Genomic DNA, 22,074 nt, shown 5'->3' with positions numbered 1-22,074 from the left:
CGTGCGACGATGGGTCCGATGACCACTGATCACACCCCCGGCATCCGGGCCCGCAGACGCGCAGGCATCGAAGCCGATCTCCGCGATGTCGGCCGCAGACACCTCGCCCAGCACGGCGCCGCCGCGCTCTCGTTGCGCGCCGTCGCGCGGGACATGGGCCGGACGCCGTCGTCGCTGTACCGCTATGTCCGCGACCGTGACGACCTGCTGACCGTCCTGATCGTCGACGCATACGACGACCTCGGTGACACCCTGGACGCTGCCGTCGCCGACCGCTCCACTCCCCGGTCGCGATTCGAAGCGTTCGCGAATGCGTTGCGCGCGTGGGCTATCGCCCATCCGAGCGAGTACACGCTCCTCTACGGGTCACCGGTGCCCGGCTACCACGCGCCCCGGGAGACGACGGTCCGCGCCGGGACCCGGCCGATCCTGACGTTCGGCGCGATCGCCGCCGACGCCGAGGTTCCCGCCGTCGACGGCACACACGCGTCACGACAACGCGCCGCCGCTGCCGCGCTGTCGGCGACCGCAGCGTCCGACGAGGTCGCCGGTCTGACCCTGACAGCGGACGCGCTCGCCCGCACACTGGTGGTCTGGAATCTGCTCCTCGGCTCGATCGCCTCGGAACTGTTCGAACAGATGGGGACGATCACCGATCGACCCGACGACGTGTGGGCAGGCGTGGTCGACCTCGGCGGCGGATTGCTGTTCGGGCGACAGGGGGTCAGCGCGAGAGGTAGGCCCGCAACGTCTGGGTGACGGTCGTGATCTGCTCGACGGGGACTCGTTCGTCGACGCGGTGCGCGAGACTCGGGTCGCCGGGCCCGAGGTTCACGGCGGGAATGCCCAGTGCCGCGAACCGTGAGACGTCGGTCCAGCCGTACTTGGCGCGGAACCTCCCGTGCGCCGCCTCGACGAGGGCCGCCGCAGCGGGATGCGCGAGGCCCGGCAGCGCGCCCGCGGCCGAATCGGTGATCTCGGCGGTCACCGCACCCGAGGCGAGGTCGTCGGCGAACACCTCGCGGACATGGGTGAACGCCTGCTCCGGACTGCGATCCGGGGCGAAGCGGAAGTTGACGTCGACATACACCTCATCGGGGATCACGTTGCCTGCGACGCCACCGTGCACGGCCACCGCCGACAGGCCTTCGCGGTACTCGCAGCCGTCGATGTCGACGCGTCGCGGCTCATACGCGGCGAGAGTCGTGAGGAGACCGCCGATCTTGTGAATCGCGTTGTCGCCCATCCATGCGCGCGCCGAATGAGCGCGCGTCCCGGTCGCCGTGAACCGCACGCGGAGCGTCCCCTGGCACCCCGCTTCGATCAGGCCCGCGGTCGGTTCGCCGAGGATAGCGACGTCCCCGACCAGCCAGTCGGGCAGTTCCCGCTCGATGGCCCCGAGACCGTTGAATTCGGCCGCGATCTCCTCGCAGTCGTAGAAGATCAACGTGATGTCGTGCGCCGGATCGTCCAGTGTGGCGGCCAGATGCAGGAAGACGGCGTCGCCGGACTTCATGTCGACCGACCCGCAACCGTGCAGCACGTCGCCCTCGTCGTCGGTGACGGTGCGCCGCGACGGCACATTGTCGATGATCGGCACGGTGTCGAGGTGCCCGGCGAGGATCACCCGGGAGTCGAGTCCGCGATCGGTGCGTGCCAGGACACAGTTTCCGTGGCGGACCACCTCGAAACCGGCCGTCTGCTCGCGGAGCGCCCGTTCGACGGCGTCCGCGATCAACGTCTCGTCTCGACTCACGCTCGGGAGGTCGACGAGAGCCGCCGTCAGATCGATCGGGTCGGCGGACAGGTTCAGGCTCGGAGTGCTCACAGGGAACCATCGTAGGCCGCAACGGCCACGGTTAGACTTGCCGACGTGACTATTCAAGGTGCTGCTGCCATTGGAATCGCCACCGTGTGGGAGAACGACGGCCGGGTGGCCGTCCTCGACACGTGGTACCCGACCCCCGAACTCGACCCGGCCCCCGGCGTCACCGGATCCACCGAGCTGACCGGCGACGACATCCCGGCCGACCTGCGTCCGCTCGTCGGCGTCGACGAGGCCCGCAACGTCAAGACGATCGCCGTGAAGACCGTCATCGCCGACCTGTCCGTCGCACCGGTCGACGCCCACGACGTCTACCTTCGCCTGCACCTGCTGTCGCACTGCCTCGTCCAGCCGCACGGCCTCAGCCTCGAAGGTCAGTTCGCGCTCCTGGCGAACGTCGTCTGGACCAACTTCGGTCCGTGCGCCGTCGACGGTTTCGAGCGAACTCGTCTCCGTCTGCGCGCCCGCGGCCACGTGACGGTCACCTCCGTCGACAAGTTCCCGCGGATGGTCGACTACGTCGCCCCCGCAGGCGTTCGGATCGGCGACGCCGACCGCGTCCGTCTCGGCGCCCACCTGTCGCCGGGAACCACCGTGATGCACGAGGGATTCGTCAACTTCAACGCAGGCACTCTCGGCACATCGATGGTCGAAGGCCGCATCTCCGCAGGCGTCGTCGTCGGCGACGGCTCCGACATCGGCGGCGGCGCGTCCACCATGGGCACCCTCTCCGGCGGCGGCAAGGAGATCATCGCCATCGGCCAGCGCTGCCTACTCGGCGCGAACGCCGGCTGCGGAATCCCACTCGGCGACGACTGCGTCATCGAAGCAGGCCTCTATCTCACCGCGGGCACCAAGGTGACCGGCCCGGACGGATCGGTCGTCAAGGCCCGTGAGCTGGCGGGCCGCTCGAACCTCCTGTTCCGCCGCAACAGCACCACCGGGGCCGTCGAGGTCACCGCGAAAGAAGGCGACGGCATCGAACTCAACGAGGCGCTGCACGCCAACAACTGACGAACTGCCGCAAGAATCGACCCGCTCACCCGCCTCCGAGGGCACTATGCCCTCGGAGGGTCGTGAGCGGGTCGATCTTTACAGTTCAGCGGAGGTGTCTCACGTCACAGGATTGGTGGCGTCGCGAGCGTTGACTGGACCACTGCCCCGGCTCAGACTCACATGGCATGAGCCTGCCTCGCACGAGCTACGCCGACCAGCCGGAGTGGCGCACAATCGCGGATTTCCTGCCGAATAAGTACCGACTCACCGACGAGACCGTCCCCGACGAAGAATGGTGGGAGCACGACGGCCACCACATCCACCTCGACACCTATCGGAACCCGGACGCCGCAGTGAAGGTCATCGCGTTCCACGGAGTCGGTACCAACGGTCGCCAGATGTCGACGATTCTCGGCCGTCCGCTCGCCGAGCGAGGATTCGAGACCATCGCCATCGACATGCCGACCTTCGGCGTGACGCAGGTCGCGCCGGGCGCCGTCGTCACCTACGACGACTGGGTGCGCATCGGCTCCGATCTCGTCGACGCCGAACGTGCCGACGACGATCGCCCCATCGTCCTCTACGGTCTGTCGGCGGGCGGGATGGAGGCTTTCCACATCGCGTCCGTCAACCGACAGGTCGCCGGTGTCGTCGGCATGACATTCCTCGACCAGTCCTCGCGGGCCGTCCGGATCGGGACCGCGATCGAACCGGCGACCGGATTCGTCGGCGCGAGCGTGATGAAGGCGCTCGCCCAGACGCCCGCGCGGCGCGTCCGCGTGCCGATGAGGGCGGTGTCCAAGATGCGGGCGCTCGTCAACGATCGAGCCGCGAAGAAGGCGTGCTACGCCGACCGCACGTCGGCGGGCAACCTCGCGACGGTCGCGTTCCTCGACTCCTATCTCAACTACGAGGCCGACATCGCCCCCGACGAGTTCGACGTCTGCCCGATCCTCCTGACCCGGCCGGCGGCCGACCGGTGGTCGCCGCTGTCCATGTCGCAGCCGTTCGTGGACCGGATCACCCGGGTACCGGTCGAGACGGTGATGCTGGAGAACGCCGGACACTATCCGCTGGAGCAGCCCGGGCTGGACCAACTGGTCGACGCCGTCGCCGACTTCGCCGGGAAGGTGACAGGCCGGTGACTGTGACAGGACGGTGACTGTCACAGGCCGGTATAACTACGGTGCGAGGCGGTCGACGGCCGCATCGACGCGTTCGTCGGTGGCAGTCAACGCCATCCGAACGTGCTTCGAACCCGCCGGACCGTAGAAGTCGCCCGGCGCGACGAGGATGCCGCGCGACGCGAACCAGTCGAGCGTCGCACGGGAATCGTCGCCGCGCGAGATCCACAGGTACAGACCCGCCTCCGAATGGTCGACGGTGAATCCGGCGCCCTCGACGGCGGCTTTCAACTTGGCGCGACGCACCCGGTACCGCTCACGCTGCGCATCGACGTGGACGTCGTCGTTCAACGCCGCGATCGTAGCCCCCTGAATCGGGAACGGCACGATCATGCCTGCGTGTTTACGGACAGCGAGCAGTTCGGCGATCAGCGCGCGGTCACCAGCGAGGAACCCCGCGCGATACGAGGCGAGATTCGACACCTTCGACAGCGAATGAACCGCGATCAGACCGGTGTGGTCACCGCCGCACACACTCGGGTGCAGCACCGAGAGCGCCGAACCCTCCCACGTCAGACCCAGATAGCACTCGTCCGACACGACGACGCTGCCGTGCGCACGCGCCCACTCGACAACGCTCCGCAGTTCCTCGGCAGACGCGACCGCACCGGTCGGATTCGACGGACTGTTCAGGAAGATCAGCGTCGGTACGCGGTCGCCGTAGTCGGCGATCCGATCGGCTCGACGCGGCGTCGCACCCGCCAGAAGTGCGCCGACCTCGTACGTCGGGTACGCGACCTCCGGGATCACGACGGTGTCGCCCGCAGGCACCCCGAGTTGCGCCGGCAGACCCGCGATCGCCTCCTTGGTGCCGATCACCGGCAGAATCGACGACTCGTCGAGACCGGTGACCCCGAACCGCCGATCCAGCGCACCGACCGCCGCCTCACGCAGCGCGAGAGGCCCGACGGTCGCCGGATATCCCGGGAACTCCGACGACGCGGCGAGCGCATCACGGATCAACGAGTCGACGGGGTCCATCGGTGTGCCGACAGACATGTCGACGATCCCGCCGACGTGCGACGCAGCCGCCGCCTTCGCCGCGGAGATCGTGTCCCACGGAAAGTCCGGGAGCCCGGCACTGATCGGACGGAGACGGCTCACGGTCGAATCAGTCCTCTTCGCCCATCGGAGGCAGATTCTTGATGAACGGCGGGTCGTACGGCGTCTTCCCGACCTTGCTCGCGCCGCCCGGCGACCCCAACTCGTCGAAGAAATCGACGTTCGCACTCACATACGGTTCCCACTCGTCGGGCACATCATCCTCGTAGAAGATGGCCTCGACCGGACAGACCGGCTCGCACGCACCGCAATCGACGCATTCGTCTGGCTGGATGTACAGCATCCGGCCGCCTTCGTAGATGCAGTCGACCGGACACTCTTCGACGCACGCACGGTCCAGGACATCAACACACGGCTCCGCGATGATGTAAGTCACGTCGCTTCTCCTTCTCGTTCTCCGCGACGACACGAGGGCTGATCGCATCGTCTACGCATGCCGGGGCGGCATCGCAGCCGCACCGATACAGACTATCGGGACTGAACTCCGCCGCCCGAATCAGCGCACCCTGACCTGGGCTGATTTTTGCTCACCTACCGAAATCGCCAGGAAATCAGCCGAGCCCTACGCTCATCATGGGAGCCGGAGCCGGACGATAATCGGTCAACCGCTGGCGCGGCGTCCGCCCGATCCCGTCGACGATGTCGTGCAACTCCTCGACAGTCTTCTCCGAACCGTGCTGACTGCCCGCCATCCGCGAAATGGTCTCCTCCATCAAGGTGCCGCCGAGATCGTTCGCGCCGCCGCGAAGCATCGCCCGAGTACCGTCGACGCCGAGCTTGACCCAACTCGTCTGGATGTTGTCGATGCGGCCATGCAGCATGATGCGGGACAACGCGTGCGCGGCGCGGTTATCCCGCTGTGTCGGTCCGGGCCGCGACGCCCCGGCCAGATACAGCGGCGACGACTGGTGCACGAACGGCAACAGGACGAACTCGGTGAATCCGCCAGTGCGGTCCTGGATCCCGCGCAGCACGTTCAAGTGGCCGACCCAGTGCCGCGGCGAATCCACGTGCCCGTACATCATCGTCGAACTCGACGGCAGGCCCACCTCGTGCGCCGTCGTGACCACATCGATCCACGCCGACGTCGGCAACTTGCCCTTCGTGAGAATCCACCGGACCTCGTCGTCGAGGATCTCCGCGGCCGTGCCGGGGATGGAGTCGAGTCCAGCCTCGCGCAACGCCGTCAACCAGTCACGGACCGATTCGCCACCGCGCGACGCGCCGTTGACAACCTCCATCGGGCTGAACGCATGCACGTGCATTGACGGCACCCGCTCCTTGATGGCGCGCACCAGGTCCGCGTAACCGGTCACCGGCAATTCGGGATCGATACCGCCCTGCATACAGATCTCGGTCGCACCCGCGACGTGCGCCTCCCACGCCCGATCGCCGACCTCCGTGGTCGACAGCGTGAACGCGTCGTCGTCACCCTTACGCTGCGCGAACGCACAGAACCGGCAGCCCGTGTAACAGATGTTCGTGAAGTTGATGTTCCGATTCACCACATAGGTGACGTCGTCGCCGACCACATCCCGACGAATCGAATCAGCCAGCGCCGCAAGGGCATCCAAACCCGGTCCGTCGGCAGTCGCGAGCGCGAGATACTCGTCGTCCGAGAGCCCAGCCGGATCGTTCTCGGCATGCCGCAGCGCCGCAGCGAGATCAGATTGTAAACGCTCGGGCCCGCTCGCTTCGCTCCCGGCGCCCAAACGCTCGGGCCCGCTCGCTTCGCTCCCGGCGCCCAGCCCCACGGGCCCGCTCGCTTCGCTCCCGGCGCCCAGCGCAAGCACCTGCTCCCGGATCGTGTCCCAATCGCCGAACGCGTTGTCGATGTCACTGCGCGTGTCGCTGTTGCGACCGTCCGTGTCGATCTCCGTGTTCAAGTCCACTCGGCCGCTCGACGTCCACTCCTCGTCGGGCTCCTGCCACGGCATCCCCTCCGGACGCACGTCGACGGCGAGACCCGTGACCGGATCGGTGACGGCGGCGACATGCCGCGCGATGCGCGGGTCGATCCACGGCGACCCCGCGAGCACATACCGGGGCTGCGCCGCCGACCGCTCGGTCAGCGTGTACCCGGTCGACGCGGTGATCTCCGCGAGCGAATCCAAGTTGGGCCACGGACGTTCCGGATTCACATGGTCCGGCGTCAACGGCGAGACGCCACCCCAATCGTCGACGCCCGCCGCGATCAATGCTCGACACTCGTCGGCCGACACCAGATTCGGCGGGGCCTGAATCCGCATACGCGGCCCCATCACCAGCCGTGCCACGGCCACCGCAGCCAAGAACTCCGACATCTCCGCATCGGGCGACGCCCCCATCGCCGTATCGGGCTTCGCGCGGAAATTCTGCACGATCACTTCTTGGATATGGCCGAACGCCTTGTGCGCCTTACGGATCATGAAGATCGATTCGGCGCGCTCGGTCAACGTCTCGCCGATGCCGACGAGGATGCCCGTCGTGAACGGCACCGACAGCCGGCCGGCGTCGGTCAAGACGCGTTCGCGGACCACCGGATCCTTGTCGGGGCTGCCGTAATGGCATTCCCCCTTGTCGGTGAACAGTCGGCGGGCACTCGTCTCCAACATCATGCCCATGCTCGGAGCCACCGGCTTGAGTCGGTTGATCTCCTCCCAACTCATGACGCCGGGGTTCAGATGCGGGAGCAGACCGGTCTCCTCCAAGACCCGGATCGACGCGGCGCGAACATAGTCGAGCGTCGAGTCGTAGCCGCGCTCGTCCAGCCACTGGGCGGCCTCCGGCCACCGCTCCTCCGGACGGTCGCCCAGAGTGAACAGCGCTTCCTTGCACCCGAGTGCGGCACCGTCCCGCGCGATCGCGACGACCTCGTCGAGTTCCAAGAACATGCCGCGGCCCGCACGCTTGAGCTTGCCGGGCACCGTCACGAACGTGCAGTAATGGCACCGGTCGCGGCACAGGTGCGTCAACGGTATGAAGACCTTGCGCGAATACGTCACCTGTTTGGCTCGCCCCTCCGCTTCGAGGCCCGCGTCGCGAACCCGCGACGCAGCCTCGAAGAGAGCAGTCAGGTCGTCGCCGCGTGCGGCCAACAAGACTGCCGCCTCATCGACGTTGAGCGCGGTCGCATCGGACGCTCGGCGCAGCGCGCGCCGGATCGCCGAGGGCGAAGGAGCCGAGACTCCGATTGCCGATTCAGAAGACGTCACCTGTTCGATGGTAGACACGACTTCGCGAGCGTGGTTTTCGGGCGGGGGTCTCGGTGGACCGAACGCCTCGGCCGGCCCGGCGCCTACAGGTTGTTCAGCCGGGACATGTAAGTCGTGGCGGCCGGGACGCCGAGCCCGCAGAGGAGCAGCAGCAGCACGCGCCAGTCGCCGATGAGCGGACCGTTGCTGTTGATCCCCGGGACCGCAGCGACGAGGACGACAGCCGTCCACACGATGAGCGGTGCGTACCGCCACGACGACTCGGTGATCGCCGACGTGAGTCGCAGAAGCAGCGTCGTGCCGATCGCGGCGACGACCACGGTGAACGGGACCGGCACCGCGCCGATCCGGACGTTCAGGAAGAACACCGTCAGAATCGCGAGGACGAATCCGCACACGGTGAGGACGCCGAGTTCGACCCGGTCGCCGACGCTCATCGCAGTCCCTCGAACAGGTCAGCCTCGACACCGCCGACGCGCGGCCCCGCATCCGTGCGGATGAAGTGTTCGACCGGCGACACCGGTTGCGCGATGAGGTTCGACAGCGCGTACTCGGTCCGCGTCGGCGCCACGATCACCTGGGTGGCGTGGGCGGCGAGCGCCGCGACCTTATGGTCGAGTACCGCGGAGACGTCCACTGAGGCCGTGATCGTCTCGTCCGGGTAGCTCGGCAGCTCGCCGGGCTCCGGCATCCGCCAGCCGTCCGGCAGTTCGCCGATCGACGCGAGGCCCGCGTCGAGCGTCGAACGTCGGGTCACCGACTCGTACACCTTGCGCGGGAATCCGGTCTGCGCCGCCGACTCGGCGAGCGCCGCCACCGAGACCTCGTGAACTCTCTTGTGGTCGGGATGGCCGTAGGTGCCCGCCTCGTCGTAGGTGACCACGACATGCGGCTCGAACGCATCGAGCTCGGCGCGCACCGCGGCCACGAGATCGGCCTGCGACGCCTGGAACAGAGCACGCGGGTGTTCGGCCGACGGCGTCCCGGCCATCCCCGAATCGCGCCACCTGCCCGCTCCCCCGAGGAATCGCGGCTCCGGCGGCGTCGCCCCGTCCGGCGTCACCGCTGCGAGCGCGGCCGTGAGCTCGCCGATCCGGTACCCGCCCAATTGGTCGGCTCCGCCGTCCGCGACGAGCTGGGCCCACCGGTCGCCGATCACCTCGCCTTCCTCACCGAGGGTGAACGTGACGACGCGGACGTCGACGCCTTCGGCGAGGTAGCGGGCGATGACTCCCCCGGTCATGATCGATTCGTCGTCCGGGTGCGCATGCAGGAGGAGCAGGCGCAGGCGCCCGCCGCCGGTCACCGGAGACCCCAGCGGACGGCGTCGCCGAACACACCAACCTGCGGCGCACCATCGAGAGACACACCGACGATCTTGTCGGTGGCGGCACCGAACACCGAATCCTGGTAGATGGGCAGATAGACGGCCTGATCGGCCAGGACCGTCTCCGCCTGAGTCAAATAGGGTGCCGGATCGTCCGAGCTCATCGCTTCGGTGGCCAGGGACATCAGCTCCGGATCACACAGCCCCGAGATGTTCCCGGTGTACGAGCTGAGGCTGCCTCCCGCCGGAGCCCGACTCGTCGACGAGGCGCTCGGCTTCGTCGGCAGAACGCTTTCGTCTGCGTCACCGTCGCCCTCGGCGTCCTCGGTGTGCTCGCCTGCCTCGGTGCCGGCCGTCGGCGGTTCACAGCCCACTTGGGAGGCCAGTGACGTCGCCGGGTCGCCGCCCATCCCGGTCCAGCCGACCACCAGGTCGACCCGGGCGTTGAGCAACGCCGCTCCGTACAGTTCGGTGTTCGACATTCCCTGCACCACCGCCCGGACACCGGAGGCCCGTAACTGGTCGGCGATGGTCTCGGCCGACGACATGATCTGTTCGTCCGAGTTGACCGCGCCTATCCGCACCACGAGATCGTCGCCGTCCTTGCTGATCGGGGCGACCCCGGACGGCAGACCCGGGACGTCGCTCGGCGCAGGCGTCGACGTCGACGGTGGGGTCGTCGACTCACCGGACGTCACCGGGGCGGGAGGCGGTTCCGGCGCGGGGACACCGGGACGGTAACCGACCGAGGCCAACAGTTCCAGCACCTCGCGCGGCGACTGACGGGCGCGATCGACCGCGCGGTAACCGTGGTTGGACGGGGCGTACACAGTGTTCGCGAACGGCGTCACCACGGTGTCGCCTGCCGCCGCGGCCCGGATGAGTCCACTGTCGAGCATCCCGAGAATCGCTCGGCGCAACGGCAGCGAAGTCATCGTCTGCGACCGCGTGTTGATGTTGACGGTCAGGCCGCGGGTCATCGGACGACGGATCGTCGTGACTCCGGGGATGGCCCCGACTTCGGCTGCCGACGCCGGGCCCGCGGTCAACGACACCATCGTCGAGTCGCCGTTGCGGATTGTCTGCGCCATCTGCGGCGCGGTACCGGCGCGGCGCAAGACGACCTGGTCGATTTCGGGCGGCTTGCGCCAATAGCGGTCGTTACGGATCAACCGCACCTCGTCGCGCGACCGATCGATCGAATAGATCGCGAAAGGTCCGGCTGTCACCGGTTTCCCGTTGTCCAGCCCGGTCTGGAAGCCGGCCTGCTCGGACCGGAGGCTGTGGCTGGGTAGCAGCGATGTGAAGAGTTCACGCCACGCCGTGTACGGCTGAGCGAAGGTCACGGTGACGACTTTGCCGCCGCTGCCGGTCTCCACATTCTTGACCGCTCGGTAGCCTGCGGCCCCGACGACGTTCGGCTGCCGTGACATCTGCTGCCACAGATAGGCGAAATCGTCGCCGGTCACCGGCAGCCCGTCCGACCACTGCGCGTCGTCGACGATCTTGTACGTCACCTCGAACGGGTCGGTCGACGTGACCTCCGCCGACGTGAGCAGAGCGTCGTTGCGCTGCCACTGGACGCCGTCGTCGGTCTGCACCGGCAGGAACGCACTCGGCAGGGTGAGCGCGGCGACCGCCGTCGTCACCGAGCCGAGGTCCGATCCGATGTGCGGATTGAACCCCGACCCGATGGAGTCGGTCGCCACGTACACGGTGCGTTCGTCCGGGTACTCGTTCGGCGTCGTCGTCGGGAGCGTCTCCCGGACCGGCGGCGGAGGATCGGCCATGCACGCGGTCGACCCGAATCCGACGACGCCGACCACGGCCAGCGCGGCGACGCGTCGCAGACCTGCAGAACGCCGGAAACCGTCTGCAGAACGCAGCACCGAACCTCCCGTGCCGGTCATCCACGCACCTTTCCGATCACAAACCCTGCCCGGTTTACGAGTTCTGGTCGCGTGCCTTGGCGCGTGAGCGCTCACGCGCACGAGTCGAGGCATCCAGGTGCAGCTTACGCACGCGCACCACCTCGGGCGTCACCTCGACGCACTCGTCGGCGGCACAGAACTCCATCGCGGCTTCGAGGTCGAGGACCATCGGCTTGGCGAGTGTCTCCATGACGTCGGCCGACGACTGACGCATGTTCGTGAGCTTCTTCTCGCGGGTGACGTTGATGTCAAGGTCTTCCATCCGCGGGTTGATGCCGACGACCTGGCCCTCGTAGGTGTCGTCGCCCGGGTCGACGAAGAACGTGCCGCGGTCGGCGAGCTGGATCATCGCGAACGGGGTGACGCTGCCTGCACGGTCGGAGACGAGCGACCCGGTGTGGCGGGCGCGGATCTCGCCCGCCCACGGGCCGTACTCGGCGAACACGGCGTTGGCGATGCCGGTGCCGCGCGTCTCGGTCATGAAGTCGGTACGGAAACCGATGAGGCCGCGTGAGGGCACCTCGAACTCCATGCGCACCCAGCCACTGCCGTGGTTGTTCATCTGGTCCATGCGGCCCTTGCGGGCGGCCAGCAGCTGAGTGACGGCGCCCAGGTACTCCTCGGGAACGTCGATCGTCAGATGCTCGAACGGCTCGTACGTCTTACCGTCGACCTTGCGGGTGACGACCTGCGGCTTGCCGACGGTCAGTTCGAAGCCTTCGCGACGCATCTGCTCGACGAGAATGGCGAGCGCGAGCTCACCGCGAGCCTGCACCTCCCACGCGTCGGGGCGGTCGATGTCCAGCACGCGGAGGGACACGTTGCCGATGAGCTCGCTGTCGAGACGGTCCTTGACCATGCGCGCGGTGAGCTTGTGCCCCTTCACGCGGCCCGCGAGCGGTGCGGTGTTGGTGCCGACGATCGCCGAGATGGCGGGTTCGTCGACCGAGATGCGCGGGAGCGGAATCGGATTCTCCGGGTCGGCGAGGGTGTCGCCGATCATGATCTCCGACATACCCGCGACTGCGACGATGTCACCGGCGACGGCGACCTCGGCGGGCGCGCGGTCCACACCGAGGGTCACCAGGAGTTCGGTGATCTTGGCCTTCTCGATGACCGGTTCGCCGTCGACGTCGCGGCACCACGACACCTGCTGCCCCTTGCGGAGGGTGCCGTTGTGGATGCGGACCAGGCCGAGACGGCCGAGGAACGGCGACGCGTCGAGGTTGGTGACGTGTGCCTGCAGCGGCGCGTCGACGTCGCCCTTCGGTGCGGGAACGCTGTTGATCAGCACATCGAAGAGCGGATCGAGGTTCTCCCCCGCGGGCACGTCGCCGTTGGCGGGCTGCACGGTGCTGGCGATACCCGCGCGACCGGACGCGAACAGCACCGGAAGCTCCAGTGCGAGTTCGGCGGCTTCGGCGGCCTCGTCTTCGAGGTCGGACGCCAAGTCGAGCAGGAGGTCCTGCGACTCGGTGACGATGTCGCCGATGCGTGCGTCGGGCCGGTCGGTCTTGTTGACGACCAGGATCACCGGCAGCGACGCGGCGAGTGCCTTGCGGAGCACGAAGCGGGTCTGCGGAAGCGGCCCCTCCGACGCGTCCACGAGGAGAACGACACCGTCGACCATCGACAGCGCACGCTCCACCTCACCGCCGAAGTCGGCGTGACCGGGGGTGTCGATGACGTTGATGACGTACTCGGAGCCGTCGGGCTGACGGCGGTGCACGGCGGTGTTCTTCGCGAGAATGGTGATGCCCTTCTCGCGTTCGAGGTCACCGGAGTCCATGACGCGGTCGACGAGTTCGGCTCGTTCACCGAACACACCGGACTGACGCAGCATCGCGTCGACCAAGGTGGTCTTGCCGTGGTCGACGTGCGCCACGATCGCGACGTTGCGGAAGTTGGGGACTGCGCTCACTAAGGTCTCTTTCATCGGGCCCGGACTTTTAACCCTGTAAGGGTAGCGGCACGGTCCCGTCGGAAGCGATTTCACCGTTAGGTCGATGTGGTTAGGCTGAGCTAAACTCGACGCATGGGGAAGAAGGATCCCGCCCGAGTCGCGAGTATGAAGCCGAAGAAGAAGTGCTGCCGCAAATCGACGCGGTGTCTGCGCTGCCCGGTCGTCATCCACCGCATGAGCAAGATCGACTGCGACTCGATGTCGAAGAAGAAGGCCACCAAGGCACTGAAGAAGGCGCGTGCGGCCTGAGCGCCGATCGCCCACTATTCACGCAGGTCAGCGAGCAGTTCCGGAATCCACGCCCGATCATTCGGCACGATCTCTCCGCGCGAGTCCATCGCGTTCAACATGTCGGCGTCCACCCAGCGGAGGTCGAGATGCTCGGTCGTGTCCGGGATGCCTGCGACGATCCGGGCGCGGACGGCAACCATGTCCAGCCCCGGTTTCAGGCGAACCGACACCTCGAGCCGCACACCGACTCGGACGTCGACGTTTAATTCCTCACACAGTTCACGCACGAGCGCCTGATCGAGCGTTTCGCCGGGTTCGACCTTCCCGCCGGGCAGTTCCCAGAGCCCGGCGAGTTCCGGTGGATACGCGCGCTGCGCCAGCAGCAGGCGCCCGTCGTCGGCGTAGATCGCGCCCGCCACCACGGTCCTCCCGCTCATCCCCGGACCACGCCGATCCGTTCGGGCATCGGCGTGAGTGACACGCGATCGCCGACGGCGACAGCGGTATCGGACACCGCGTCGACGGCCCGGCCGTCGATGACCGCCTGCACCCGCCAGGTGCCGATCAGCGGTGCCGAACGGGTGACGACGGCACGCCCCGCGTCGTCGCGGTCGGCCCGGAGCGAGTCGGGACGCAGCGCGGCGCGGCACGGGCCTGCGGGGGCGTCCGCGAGATCGGCGTCGATCTCGATCGCGCCGAACGCCGTCGCGAGCGCAGCCGAACCGATGACGCCGTCGACGATGTCGGTGGCGCCGAGGAACCGCGCCACCCACTCGTTCGCGGGACGGCGCCAGAGTCGTTGCGGCGCCGCTGTGTCGACGATCGATCCGGCGCGCATCACGCTGACGACGTCCGCCATCATCGCGGCTTCGCCGTGGTCGTGGGTCACGACCACGGTCGGGGTGCCGGAGTCGCGCACGATGTCCGTGATCGCGACGGCGAGGTCGTCGCGGAGTCTGCGGTCGAGGGCCGCGAGCGGCTCGTCGAGGAGCAGTAGACGCGGCCGCGGAGCCAGCGCTCGCGCCACTGCGACCCGTTGTGCCTGCCCGCCGGACAGTTCGGTGACCCGTCGGTCCGCCGCACCCGGCAGTTGGACGAGATCGAGCAACTCGGCGACCCGCTGCCGAGCCTGCGCACGCGAGACGCCGCGGCGCGCCAGGCCGTACGCGATGTTCTGCCCGACGGTGCGCCCCGGGAACAGCTGGCCGTCCTGGAAGACGACCCCGAAATCCCTGCGGTGCACCGGGATCGCATGTAGGTCCACGCCGTCGAATGCGACCGTCCCCGACGCCACGGGCTCGAGACCGGCGATCGCACGCAGCAGCGTCGACTTTCCGCACCCTGACGGCCCGAGCAACGCCGTCACGAGCGCATCGCCGCCGACCTCCCAGTCGACGCCGTGCACCACCTCATCGGACCCGTATCGGACCGACACATCACGCAGAGTCAGCACCGCTTGCGCCTCCTGTCACCGGTTCTCGTGCGCGCCGCGAACTCGACGGCGGCGACGACCACCGCACTCACCGCGACGAGCAGGACGGACGCGGCCATCGCTGCCGCGTAGTTGTCGGCGCCGGGTCGACCCATCAGTGAGCCGATGAGGACCGGCAGCGTCGTCGTGTTGGCCCGGGCCAGGAACGTCGTCGCACCGAACTCGCCGATCGCCATCACGAACGCGAACGCGGCGGCCGCGGCCAACGACTTCGCGGTGAGCCGAAGGTCGACGGTGACGAACACGCGTGGGCCCCGAGCACCGAGTGTCGCGGCCGCGTCCCGCAGCCGCTGGGGCACTTGTTCGAGGGCGGGCACCATGACGCCGACGACCACCGGGATCGCGATCAACGCCTGCACGCACGGGACGATCAGCGGCGACGCCGCCACCTCGTAGGGCAGTTCGGCCAACGCCAGCGTGTACCCGAATCCGAGGGTGACCGCGCTGATCCCCAACGGCAGGATCGCCAGGACTGCGCCGGCGCGGGCCACCAATCCACCGCCTCTGGTCAGCGTGGCCGCGGTGAGCAGTCCGACGACGACAGCGATCGCTGTCGCCAGCAAGGCGCTGGTCACCGAATACCGCAGGGACGCGACGGCCGACTCGCCGTAGGTGTCGTCGAACATCGCCCGATAGCCGACCAGACCCCAGTGTCCACCGGGACGCAACGATCGGACCACGAGCGTCGCGATCGGAAGCACCAGCCACACACCGATCCACCCGAGGACGGCGATCACCGCGATCCACCCGATGCCACGGGGACGCTCGGCGTGCGAGGTCGTCCCGCTCTGCGGTACGCGAGCCGATCCGAGCAGTCGCGCCACGGCGAGCGCCGCCAACACCACGCCGATCTGCAGCACCGACAGCGCGACGGCATCGGGCAGTCTCGCGTAACCGATGCCCTGCAGGTAAATCTCCGTCTCCAGGGTGCGTGCGGTGCCGCCGCCCAGGATCACGACGACACCGTAACTGGTGGAGCAGAACAGGAAGATCAGCGCGAATGCAGCCGCAACAGCGGGCAGCAGTCGGGGCGCGACGACGTCGAGGAACGCCCTGGTCGGCGACGCCCCGAGCGCGCGGGCGGCCGCGACCTGCCGCGGATCCACCCGTTGCCAGGCTGCCGAGACCACCCGCACGACGACGGCGACGTTGAGGAACGTGTGCGCCGCGATGATCGACGTCCACCCCTGTTCGACGCCGAGGAACGCGAGCGGACCGTCGAACACGGCGCGGAAGGCGACACCGACGACGACGGTCGGCAGCACGAATGGCAGCGTGACGATCACCCGAAGCAGGCTCGTTCCCGGGAGCTTCGCCCTGGACAGCAGCCAGACGATCGGCGCAGCCACGACGAGCGCCGCCACCGCCGACACCGCCGCCTGCAACGCGGTGACGCCCAGCAGGCCCAGCGCCCCGGTCCGCGACCACGACTGGGTGAGCGTGGTCGCGTCGTCGTCGTCGAAGGCACGCATCACTAGAACGCCGAGCGGCCACGCGAACACGACAGCCGTGAATACGAGCGGAACGAGCGCACCGAACCCACGCGCCAGGCCGAACGCTCCGCGCGAGCGAAAGCTCAGCGTTTCACCGTCTCGCGCCACTGCGTGAGCCATTCCTCACGGTTCTTGTTGATGTAGTCGGGGTCCATGCGCACGGTCCACGCTGGGGCCGGCGCTCGCTGACGCCAGGAGAAGGGCAGCTGAACACCCTTCTGGACGGGATACACGTACATCGAGGTCGGCAGCGCGGCCTGCACCTCGGGACTGAGTAGGAAGTCGACGGCCTTCTTCGCGCCCTCCACATTGCGCGCGCCCTTGAGCACGCCGACGTACTCGATCTGCGCGAAGCAGCTGTCGAGGATGGCGTGGGTGCCCGGCGTCGCGGCCGGACTCGACGCGTACGAGACGACGATCGGCTTGTCGCCGTGCCCCTCTCCGGCACTGAAGACTTGGTTGTAGGCGATCTCCCAGCCCGCCACGACCTGCGCGCCGTTGCCGCTCAGTGCGCGCCAGTAGTCCGGGGCCTTCTTCCCGTAGCGGCCGACGGTCGACAGCAAGAAGCTCATGCCGGGCGACGACGTCGCCGGGTCCATCAGCACCGTCAGGTCGCGGTACTCGGGGTCGACCAGGTCGTCGATGCTGGTCGGCGGCTCGAGTCGGTTGCTGTCGAACCACGCTTCGTCGACGTTGACGCAGACGTCGCCGCGGTCGACCGCCGTCAGCTGGCCGGGGTGAGGGCCCACCGCATAGTCGGCTGCGCCGTTCTTCGCGAGGGGCGATGTGTACGGCTCCAGCGCCCCCGCATCGATCGGCCGGGCGGCGAAGGTGTTGTCGATGCCGAACACGGCGTCACCCTTAGGCGATCCCGGAGTCAGTGACACCACCGACGACAGCTGTCCGGCGTCTCCGGACCGCACGATGTTCAGTTTGAGTCCGGTCTCGTCCTGAAACTTGTCGAGCAGATTCTGCGGGAGTTCGAACGAGTCGTGGGTCAGCAGATTCACCTCGTCGGCGCCGTCGGACGACGTACACGCGAACGAACTGGCGGCGACGACGGCGACGACGCCGACCGCCAGTAGCCGACGCATCGTCTGCGCTCTGCGTTTCACTGCAAGGTTCTCCACTCGGTGGTCTCCTGCGGTCTCTGCGGCGTGCTGTCCGCCGTAACGGCGCACCGGTCCCTGACGAATCTAACTCTGACGAATCTAACCAGGAGACGGCAGATGTTTCGAGGCTACCGGTGCTCGATGACGCCACCGTCACCCCATGTTTCACACGGATAACAATTTTCACACCAGCCTCAGTAGTTTCATGGTGTTCGCGTTAGACTCGCGTCACCGTCCGTCCCATCTACCGATTGGATCCGCAGTGCGATTCGCGCGCATCAGCCGCACCGCCACGCTCGTCGCCGCATTCGCGGTGACCGGCGCTCTCATCGCCCCGGCCACGGCGCACGCCGAGCCCGCCACCACTGCCGAGACGCCGTCCGAGCAGACCATTCCGCTCCCCGACAAGGCGCCCGACGTCGACCCCGAGATCCTCAAATCACTCGGCACCTTCGCCCCTGCGCTGCTCGGCTCGGTCGCCACACGCGACGAGAACGGCAAGGTCGACACCGCGCTGCTCGACCATGCGCGCTCCCTCGCCGACAATCCGGCCGTCCCGAAGCAGGCCGGAGCCACCTGGCGCAGCCTCATCGACTTCCTCGGCGAGCCCGGCAAGCAGCAGGCCGTCGCCGCGGGCGCCATTCCGGCGGCCAAGCGCGACGCAGCCAAGGACAAGGACGCGCCGAACATCCCGACCGGGCCGAAGAAGCCGCGTATCCAGCAGTTCCTGTACCCGACACTCGGCTTCGGCTGCATGCCCGGCAACGGCAACTCGGTCGGCATGGCGCTGGCGACCGCGGGCCCGCAGTCGGCCCCCGCTCCCGGACCGAAGCGTGGTCAGGCCGGATTCGTCTACACGAGCCTCGGCACCGGCCCGGCGAAGGCGTCGTCGGCCCACCGACTCTACGTCTCCTGGCTGAACCTGGAGAACGGTCGCACCGGACAGACCACACTGAAGCCGAATGCGAAGATCAACGCCACCAAGGGTCCGGGCACCTTCACCGGTATCGCGAAGACCGGCCGTGGCCGCATCGTCTCGACCGTCTACGGCGAAGTGACCACCAAGACCAAGGGTCGCACCATCTCGTGCATGATCGCGCCGACCATCGGCACCGCGATCATCTGACCCCAGACCGCGACGATCAGTGCCCTCCGGGTCCCACCCGGAGGGCACTGTCGTGTCGCGGCAATGTCACAACTCGGACTCGCTCCTTGAGTTTCGCCCACCGACCGCACCACTATTAACTCCAACACCATCTGTCACACCAGCAACAATGCTCGTGTGGCGACTCAGCAGTTGTGGAGGAAGCCAGTGGCCGTCGTCAGAAGCTCGGTTCGGATCGGAATCGTCGGCGCAGCAGCCGCATTGGCAGTCGCCCTCGGCGCTCCCGGGCACGCGACCGCAGAACCTGAGACGACAAGTCCCACCACTCCCACCGCGCCAGCCACGCCCACCGCGCCAGCCACTCCCAGCGCGCCAGCCACCCCCACCGCGCCAGCCACGCCCGAAGGCGAGACCCCGACTCTCTCCGGCATCCCCGGCGACGCCGAGCTCGCAGAACTTCTGCGCGCTCTCAAACAGTCCGGCGGCGACGAATCGGCGATCGGCGCGCTCTCGTCGATCCTCGGCTCGGAAGGACAGATCGACCCGTCCGGACTGTTGACCAGCTTCGGCATCAACCCCGACGCACTCGACTCGCTCCTGCAGACCGATCCGAACGCGACCGATCCGAACGCGACCGATCCGAACGCGACGGATCCAAACGTGCCTGATCCGAATGCGACTGCGCCCAGTCCGGTGTCGGGCACCGCGACGACGCCCGCCGCGGAGAAGGCAGGCAGCGGCAATGTGATCGCGACGCTCGAGAAGCTCACCGGAACCCAGATGCTCTCCCCCGCGATCGCGCCGTTCTGCGCCGCCCCGACCGACGACAACCCGCTCGGCATCGTGACGGCGCCCGCCGTCGCCGCGCCCGGTCCGTGGCCCGTCGCTAAGGACTCCGCCCTGGCGAACCTGCTGCGCGGCACCGGAGCCGACAATCTCCTGAAGCTCGTGGACCCGAACGCATCGAAGGCCCTGCAGGCCGTCGACGACGGTGAGACAGCGTACGCGTTGGTTCCGCCGTCCAAGCCCGACTCAGCCAACCTCCAGGTCGCGTGGTTCAACACGTCGACGATGCAGGGTGGGATGGAAGCACTCAAGCCCCTCGGCGACGACAAGTCCGCGGGCCCGCTGTTGAAGGCACTCGCCGCCGCCGACGGATTCCACGGGATCCGCATGGCACGTGCGTCGACCGGTGAGGGCACGGTTCTGTCTGCCGTCTTCGGCACCACGACGACCGGCGGGCGCACCTGCTACTTCCTCCCCGCCCTGGGCGCAGTCACCAATGACTGACCCAGCCGAACGCCACGTTCACCGCAGAAGACTCGAGGACACCTCCATGACCGCGCAACCCCGCCGCATCGTCGCAACCCCCGGCCCCGGACGGCCGAAACGCCGTGCGCTCACGTCGCGTCCGACGGTCGCGGTCGGAGCCGTCGCCGTGGCGGCCGGACTCATCGGCGCCGGAGTCTGCACCACCCAGGCGTTCGCCGACCCCGAACAGGCCGCAGGCGAGACGGCGCGCGGTGGCCAGACCGCAGGCTCGGTGTTCGCGAGCAGACCCATCGCCGACGACAGCCTCGTGACCGGCGCCGCGAACGGTCAGCAGTACAGCTTCTGGACGCAGGGCAGCGACGACCGCACACACTTGACGACGGCCGTCGTGCTGACTCCGAAAGGCAAGGCTCCGGCGGCCGGTTGGCCGGTCGTCGCATACGCCCACGACGCCGACGGGGTCTCCGAAGACTGCGGACCCACCCAGGCACGAGTCGCTCGCGACACCGGCGCCGTGTCCGACCTGCTGCGCGAGGACTACGCGGTGGTCGTCCCTGACTACTCGGTGATCGGCACCGACGGTTCCCCGCAGTACGTCGACTACTCGGTCGCCGCGAAGGGCGTGACCGATGCGGTGCGGGCCGCCCTCGACGTCGAGCCGTCGTTGTCGTCGCGCTGGGCTGCGGTCGGCGACGGACAGGGAGCCGCTGTCGCCGTCGATCTCGCGAGGACCGCGTCGAAGTCCGGGTCGGCGAAACTGGACTTCCGCGGCGCCACGGCGACCACCCTCCCCGTCGGCTACGCCGACGTGGTGACCGGCCTGAGCCCGCAATCGGCGAAGGTGTCGCCGTCGACTGTCGCCGACGTCGTCTACACCCTGTCGTCGCTGCCGTCCGACGAGATCGCCCCGCTGCTGTCGACGCGTGGGCGCGAACTCGTCACCAAGGCGAAGAAGCTGTGCGAGCCGGCCCTCACCAAAGCGGTCGGATCGTCGAACGTCGCGGACCTGGTGCGTAAGCCGATCTCGTCGGAGCGGACGTTGACCTCAGACCTACGCACGCAGCTCGCCTTGCCGTCGAGCGGTTTCAGCCGTCCGATCATGTTGAGCCAGAAGCTGGTAGACGACGACACCGACGTCCCGGCCAGCCTCCAGTACCTGACGACCGCGCAACTCGCGAGCAACAAGGTGTCAGCGAAGACCTACCTGACGGGCGATGTAAAGGACGCCGATCACCAGGAGAAGACTGCGCTCACCGCGTTCTTGAAGAAGCTCTTCTGAATCAGCGCAGCACCCTCACACTCACCGACTAGCCCTTCACCAACTAGCCCTTCGCCGACTGGGCCTTCACCAACTGGGCGAGGTGGTCGTGCACGTCCGGTACTGCGGGTTGACCATCGGAACCCAGGCGAGCGCACCGACCTTCTGTTTGATCGTCAAACGCACCGGCCCCTTGCCCGGGTGAACGACGGCCTCCCACTGGTAGTGGGTGGCGCGCGTGGGAACGGTCACCTTCCCGCTGCGCCCGGTCCGGAGGTTCTTCCACTTCACCGTCGTGGAGATCGTGTACTCGGTGACGTTGCCCCACTGGCCTCCCGAGCGAGGGTCGTTGGCCCGCAACGAGATCGCCGGGCCGGGCAGGCCGTCGGACGGAAACTTGATACCGCTGTAGAGGTCGATCGATACGGGGATCCGCGGCGCAGGCCACGGGTCGGCGACCGAGCACCGGATCGTCTTCACGTAGTGCTCCCCGACCCACGGAGCCGCCGTGGCGTCGGGCGTCGCGGCGACGATGCCGGCGCCCGCGAGGGCGGTAGCCGACAACGCCACCGCGCCGCGTCTGATGACCGACATGTGTGCATCCCGCTTGAGCCCCTGTTCGCGCATGC

At 68.0% G+C, this 22,074-nt stretch carries 20 protein-coding genes; 7 read left to right on the top strand and 13 right to left on the bottom strand.

The features are described from left to right. Positions 1-18: 18 nt before the first annotated feature. Positions 19-759: a TetR/AcrR family transcriptional regulator gene (locus L5G28_RS09050; RefSeq protein ID WP_237001233.1), complete on the top strand. Its 741-nt coding sequence runs from the start codon at positions 19-21 to the stop codon at positions 757-759. On the opposite strand, the gene dapE is transcribed toward L5G28_RS09050, so the two are convergent. After that, a complete protein-coding gene (dapE, locus tag L5G28_RS09045; RefSeq protein WP_237001232.1) occupies positions 725-1,828 on the bottom strand; it encodes a succinyl-diaminopimelate desuccinylase in 1,104 nt (367 codons plus the stop codon). The genes L5G28_RS09050 and dapE overlap by 35 nt on opposite strands. 45 nt (positions 1,829-1,873) lie before the next feature. Between dapE and dapD the strand changes: the two genes are divergently transcribed. Continuing rightward, positions 1,874-2,839, top strand: coding sequence for a 2,3,4,5-tetrahydropyridine-2,6-dicarboxylate N-succinyltransferase (gene dapD, locus L5G28_RS09040; protein WP_237001231.1), 966 nt, complete (start codon positions 1,874-1,876; stop codon positions 2,837-2,839). Between the two features lie 173 nt (positions 2,840-3,012). After that, positions 3,013-3,966: an alpha/beta hydrolase gene (locus tag L5G28_RS09035; protein WP_237001285.1), complete on the top strand. Its 954-nt coding sequence runs from the start codon at positions 3,013-3,015 to the stop codon at positions 3,964-3,966. A 36-nt stretch (positions 3,967-4,002) separates the two neighbouring features. On the opposite strand, the gene dapC is transcribed toward L5G28_RS09035, so the two are convergent. The 7 genes from dapC to typA all read right to left on the bottom strand — a co-directional run bounded on the left by dapC (position 4,003) and on the right by typA (position 13,440). Next, the gene (gene dapC, locus L5G28_RS09030; RefSeq protein WP_237001230.1) at positions 4,003-5,109 is read right to left on the bottom strand and encodes a succinyldiaminopimelate transaminase; all 1,107 of its coding nucleotides are present in this window, start codon (positions 5,107-5,109) and stop codon (positions 4,003-4,005) included. A 7-nt stretch (positions 5,110-5,116) separates the two neighbouring features. Next, positions 5,117-5,443 carry a ferredoxin gene (fdxA, locus tag L5G28_RS09025; RefSeq protein ID WP_236999276.1) on the bottom strand — a complete coding sequence of 109 codons (327 nt, stop codon included), beginning with the start codon at positions 5,441-5,443 and terminating at the stop codon, positions 5,117-5,119. Positions 5,444-5,618: 175 nt separating this feature from the next. Continuing rightward, positions 5,619-8,261 carry a bifunctional FO biosynthesis protein CofGH gene (locus L5G28_RS09020; protein ID WP_237001229.1) on the bottom strand — a complete coding sequence of 881 codons (2,643 nt, stop codon included), beginning with the start codon at positions 8,259-8,261 and terminating at the stop codon, positions 5,619-5,621. Between the two features lie 83 nt (positions 8,262-8,344). Then, a complete protein-coding gene (locus L5G28_RS09015) occupies positions 8,345-8,698 on the bottom strand; it encodes a hypothetical protein (protein ID WP_237001228.1) in 354 nt (117 codons plus the stop codon). Next, complete coding sequence (gene mshB / locus L5G28_RS09010) at positions 8,695-9,567, bottom strand: N-acetyl-1-D-myo-inositol-2-amino-2-deoxy-alpha-D-glucopyranoside deacetylase (protein WP_308191959.1); 873 nt, start codon at positions 9,565-9,567, stop codon at positions 8,695-8,697. The genes L5G28_RS09015 and mshB overlap by 4 nt, the downstream gene beginning before the upstream one ends. After that, complete coding sequence (locus tag L5G28_RS09005; protein WP_237001227.1) at positions 9,564-11,498, bottom strand: ABC transporter family substrate-binding protein; 1,935 nt, start codon at positions 11,496-11,498, stop codon at positions 9,564-9,566. The genes mshB and L5G28_RS09005 overlap by 4 nt, the downstream gene beginning before the upstream one ends. 34 nt (positions 11,499-11,532) lie before the next feature. Further along, the gene (gene typA / locus L5G28_RS09000; RefSeq protein WP_237001226.1) at positions 11,533-13,440 is read right to left on the bottom strand and encodes a translational GTPase TypA; all 1,908 of its coding nucleotides are present in this window, start codon (positions 13,438-13,440) and stop codon (positions 11,533-11,535) included. A 114-nt stretch (positions 13,441-13,554) separates the two neighbouring features. Between typA and L5G28_RS08995 the strand changes: the two genes are divergently transcribed. Further along, positions 13,555-13,731, top strand: coding sequence for a hypothetical protein (locus L5G28_RS08995; RefSeq protein WP_236999280.1), 177 nt, complete (start codon positions 13,555-13,557; stop codon positions 13,729-13,731). A 14-nt stretch (positions 13,732-13,745) separates the two neighbouring features. Here the strand turns inward: L5G28_RS08995 and L5G28_RS08990 are convergent, their stop codons facing one another. From L5G28_RS08990 to L5G28_RS08975, 4 genes are read right to left on the bottom strand one after another with little or no spacing between them, the layout of a single operon-like run. Beyond that, entirely contained in the window at positions 13,746-14,150 is a 405-nt protein-coding gene (locus tag L5G28_RS08990) for a (deoxy)nucleoside triphosphate pyrophosphohydrolase (RefSeq protein ID WP_237001225.1), read from the bottom strand. After that, positions 14,147-15,166 (bottom strand): ABC transporter ATP-binding protein, encoded by a 1,020-nt coding sequence (locus L5G28_RS08985; RefSeq protein ID WP_237001224.1) that lies wholly within the window; start codon positions 15,164-15,166, stop codon positions 14,147-14,149. The genes L5G28_RS08990 and L5G28_RS08985 overlap by 4 nt, the downstream gene beginning before the upstream one ends. Continuing rightward, on the bottom strand, positions 15,160-16,818 hold the full coding sequence (locus L5G28_RS08980) for an ABC transporter permease (RefSeq protein ID WP_237001223.1): 1,659 nt from the start codon (positions 16,816-16,818) through the stop codon (positions 15,160-15,162). The genes L5G28_RS08985 and L5G28_RS08980 overlap by 7 nt, the downstream gene beginning before the upstream one ends. Next, positions 16,782-17,792: a thiamine ABC transporter substrate-binding protein gene (locus L5G28_RS08975; protein WP_237001283.1), complete on the bottom strand. Its 1,011-nt coding sequence runs from the start codon at positions 17,790-17,792 to the stop codon at positions 16,782-16,784. The genes L5G28_RS08980 and L5G28_RS08975 overlap by 37 nt, the downstream gene beginning before the upstream one ends. A 280-nt stretch (positions 17,793-18,072) precedes the next feature. On the opposite strand from L5G28_RS08975, the gene L5G28_RS08970 reads away from it, so the two are divergent. From L5G28_RS08970 to L5G28_RS08960, 3 genes are all read left to right on the top strand, one after another. Next, the gene (locus L5G28_RS08970) at positions 18,073-18,936 is read left to right on the top strand and encodes an Rv1157c family protein (RefSeq protein WP_237001222.1); all 864 of its coding nucleotides are present in this window, start codon (positions 18,073-18,075) and stop codon (positions 18,934-18,936) included. A 186-nt stretch (positions 18,937-19,122) separates the two neighbouring features. After that, a complete protein-coding gene (locus L5G28_RS08965) occupies positions 19,123-20,205 on the top strand; it encodes a hypothetical protein (protein WP_237001221.1) in 1,083 nt (360 codons plus the stop codon). A 46-nt stretch (positions 20,206-20,251) separates the two neighbouring features. Continuing rightward, entirely contained in the window at positions 20,252-21,466 is a 1,215-nt protein-coding gene (locus L5G28_RS08960) for an alpha/beta hydrolase (RefSeq protein WP_237001220.1), read from the top strand. 66 nt (positions 21,467-21,532) lie between these two features. On the opposite strand, the gene L5G28_RS08955 is transcribed toward L5G28_RS08960, so the two are convergent. Next, on the bottom strand, positions 21,533-22,072 hold the full coding sequence (locus L5G28_RS08955; RefSeq protein ID WP_237001219.1) for a hypothetical protein: 540 nt from the start codon (positions 22,070-22,072) through the stop codon (positions 21,533-21,535). Positions 22,073-22,074: the final 2 nt, after the last annotated feature.

The sequence above is a fragment of the Gordonia liuliyuniae genome (genome assembly GCF_021739025.1).
In the GTDB taxonomy this organism is placed as follows: domain Bacteria; phylum Actinomycetota; class Actinomycetes; order Mycobacteriales; family Mycobacteriaceae; genus Gordonia; species Gordonia liuliyuniae.
The sequence above is the reverse complement of the archived record's forward strand: the minus strand, read 5'-3'. Positions and strand labels throughout refer to the sequence as shown.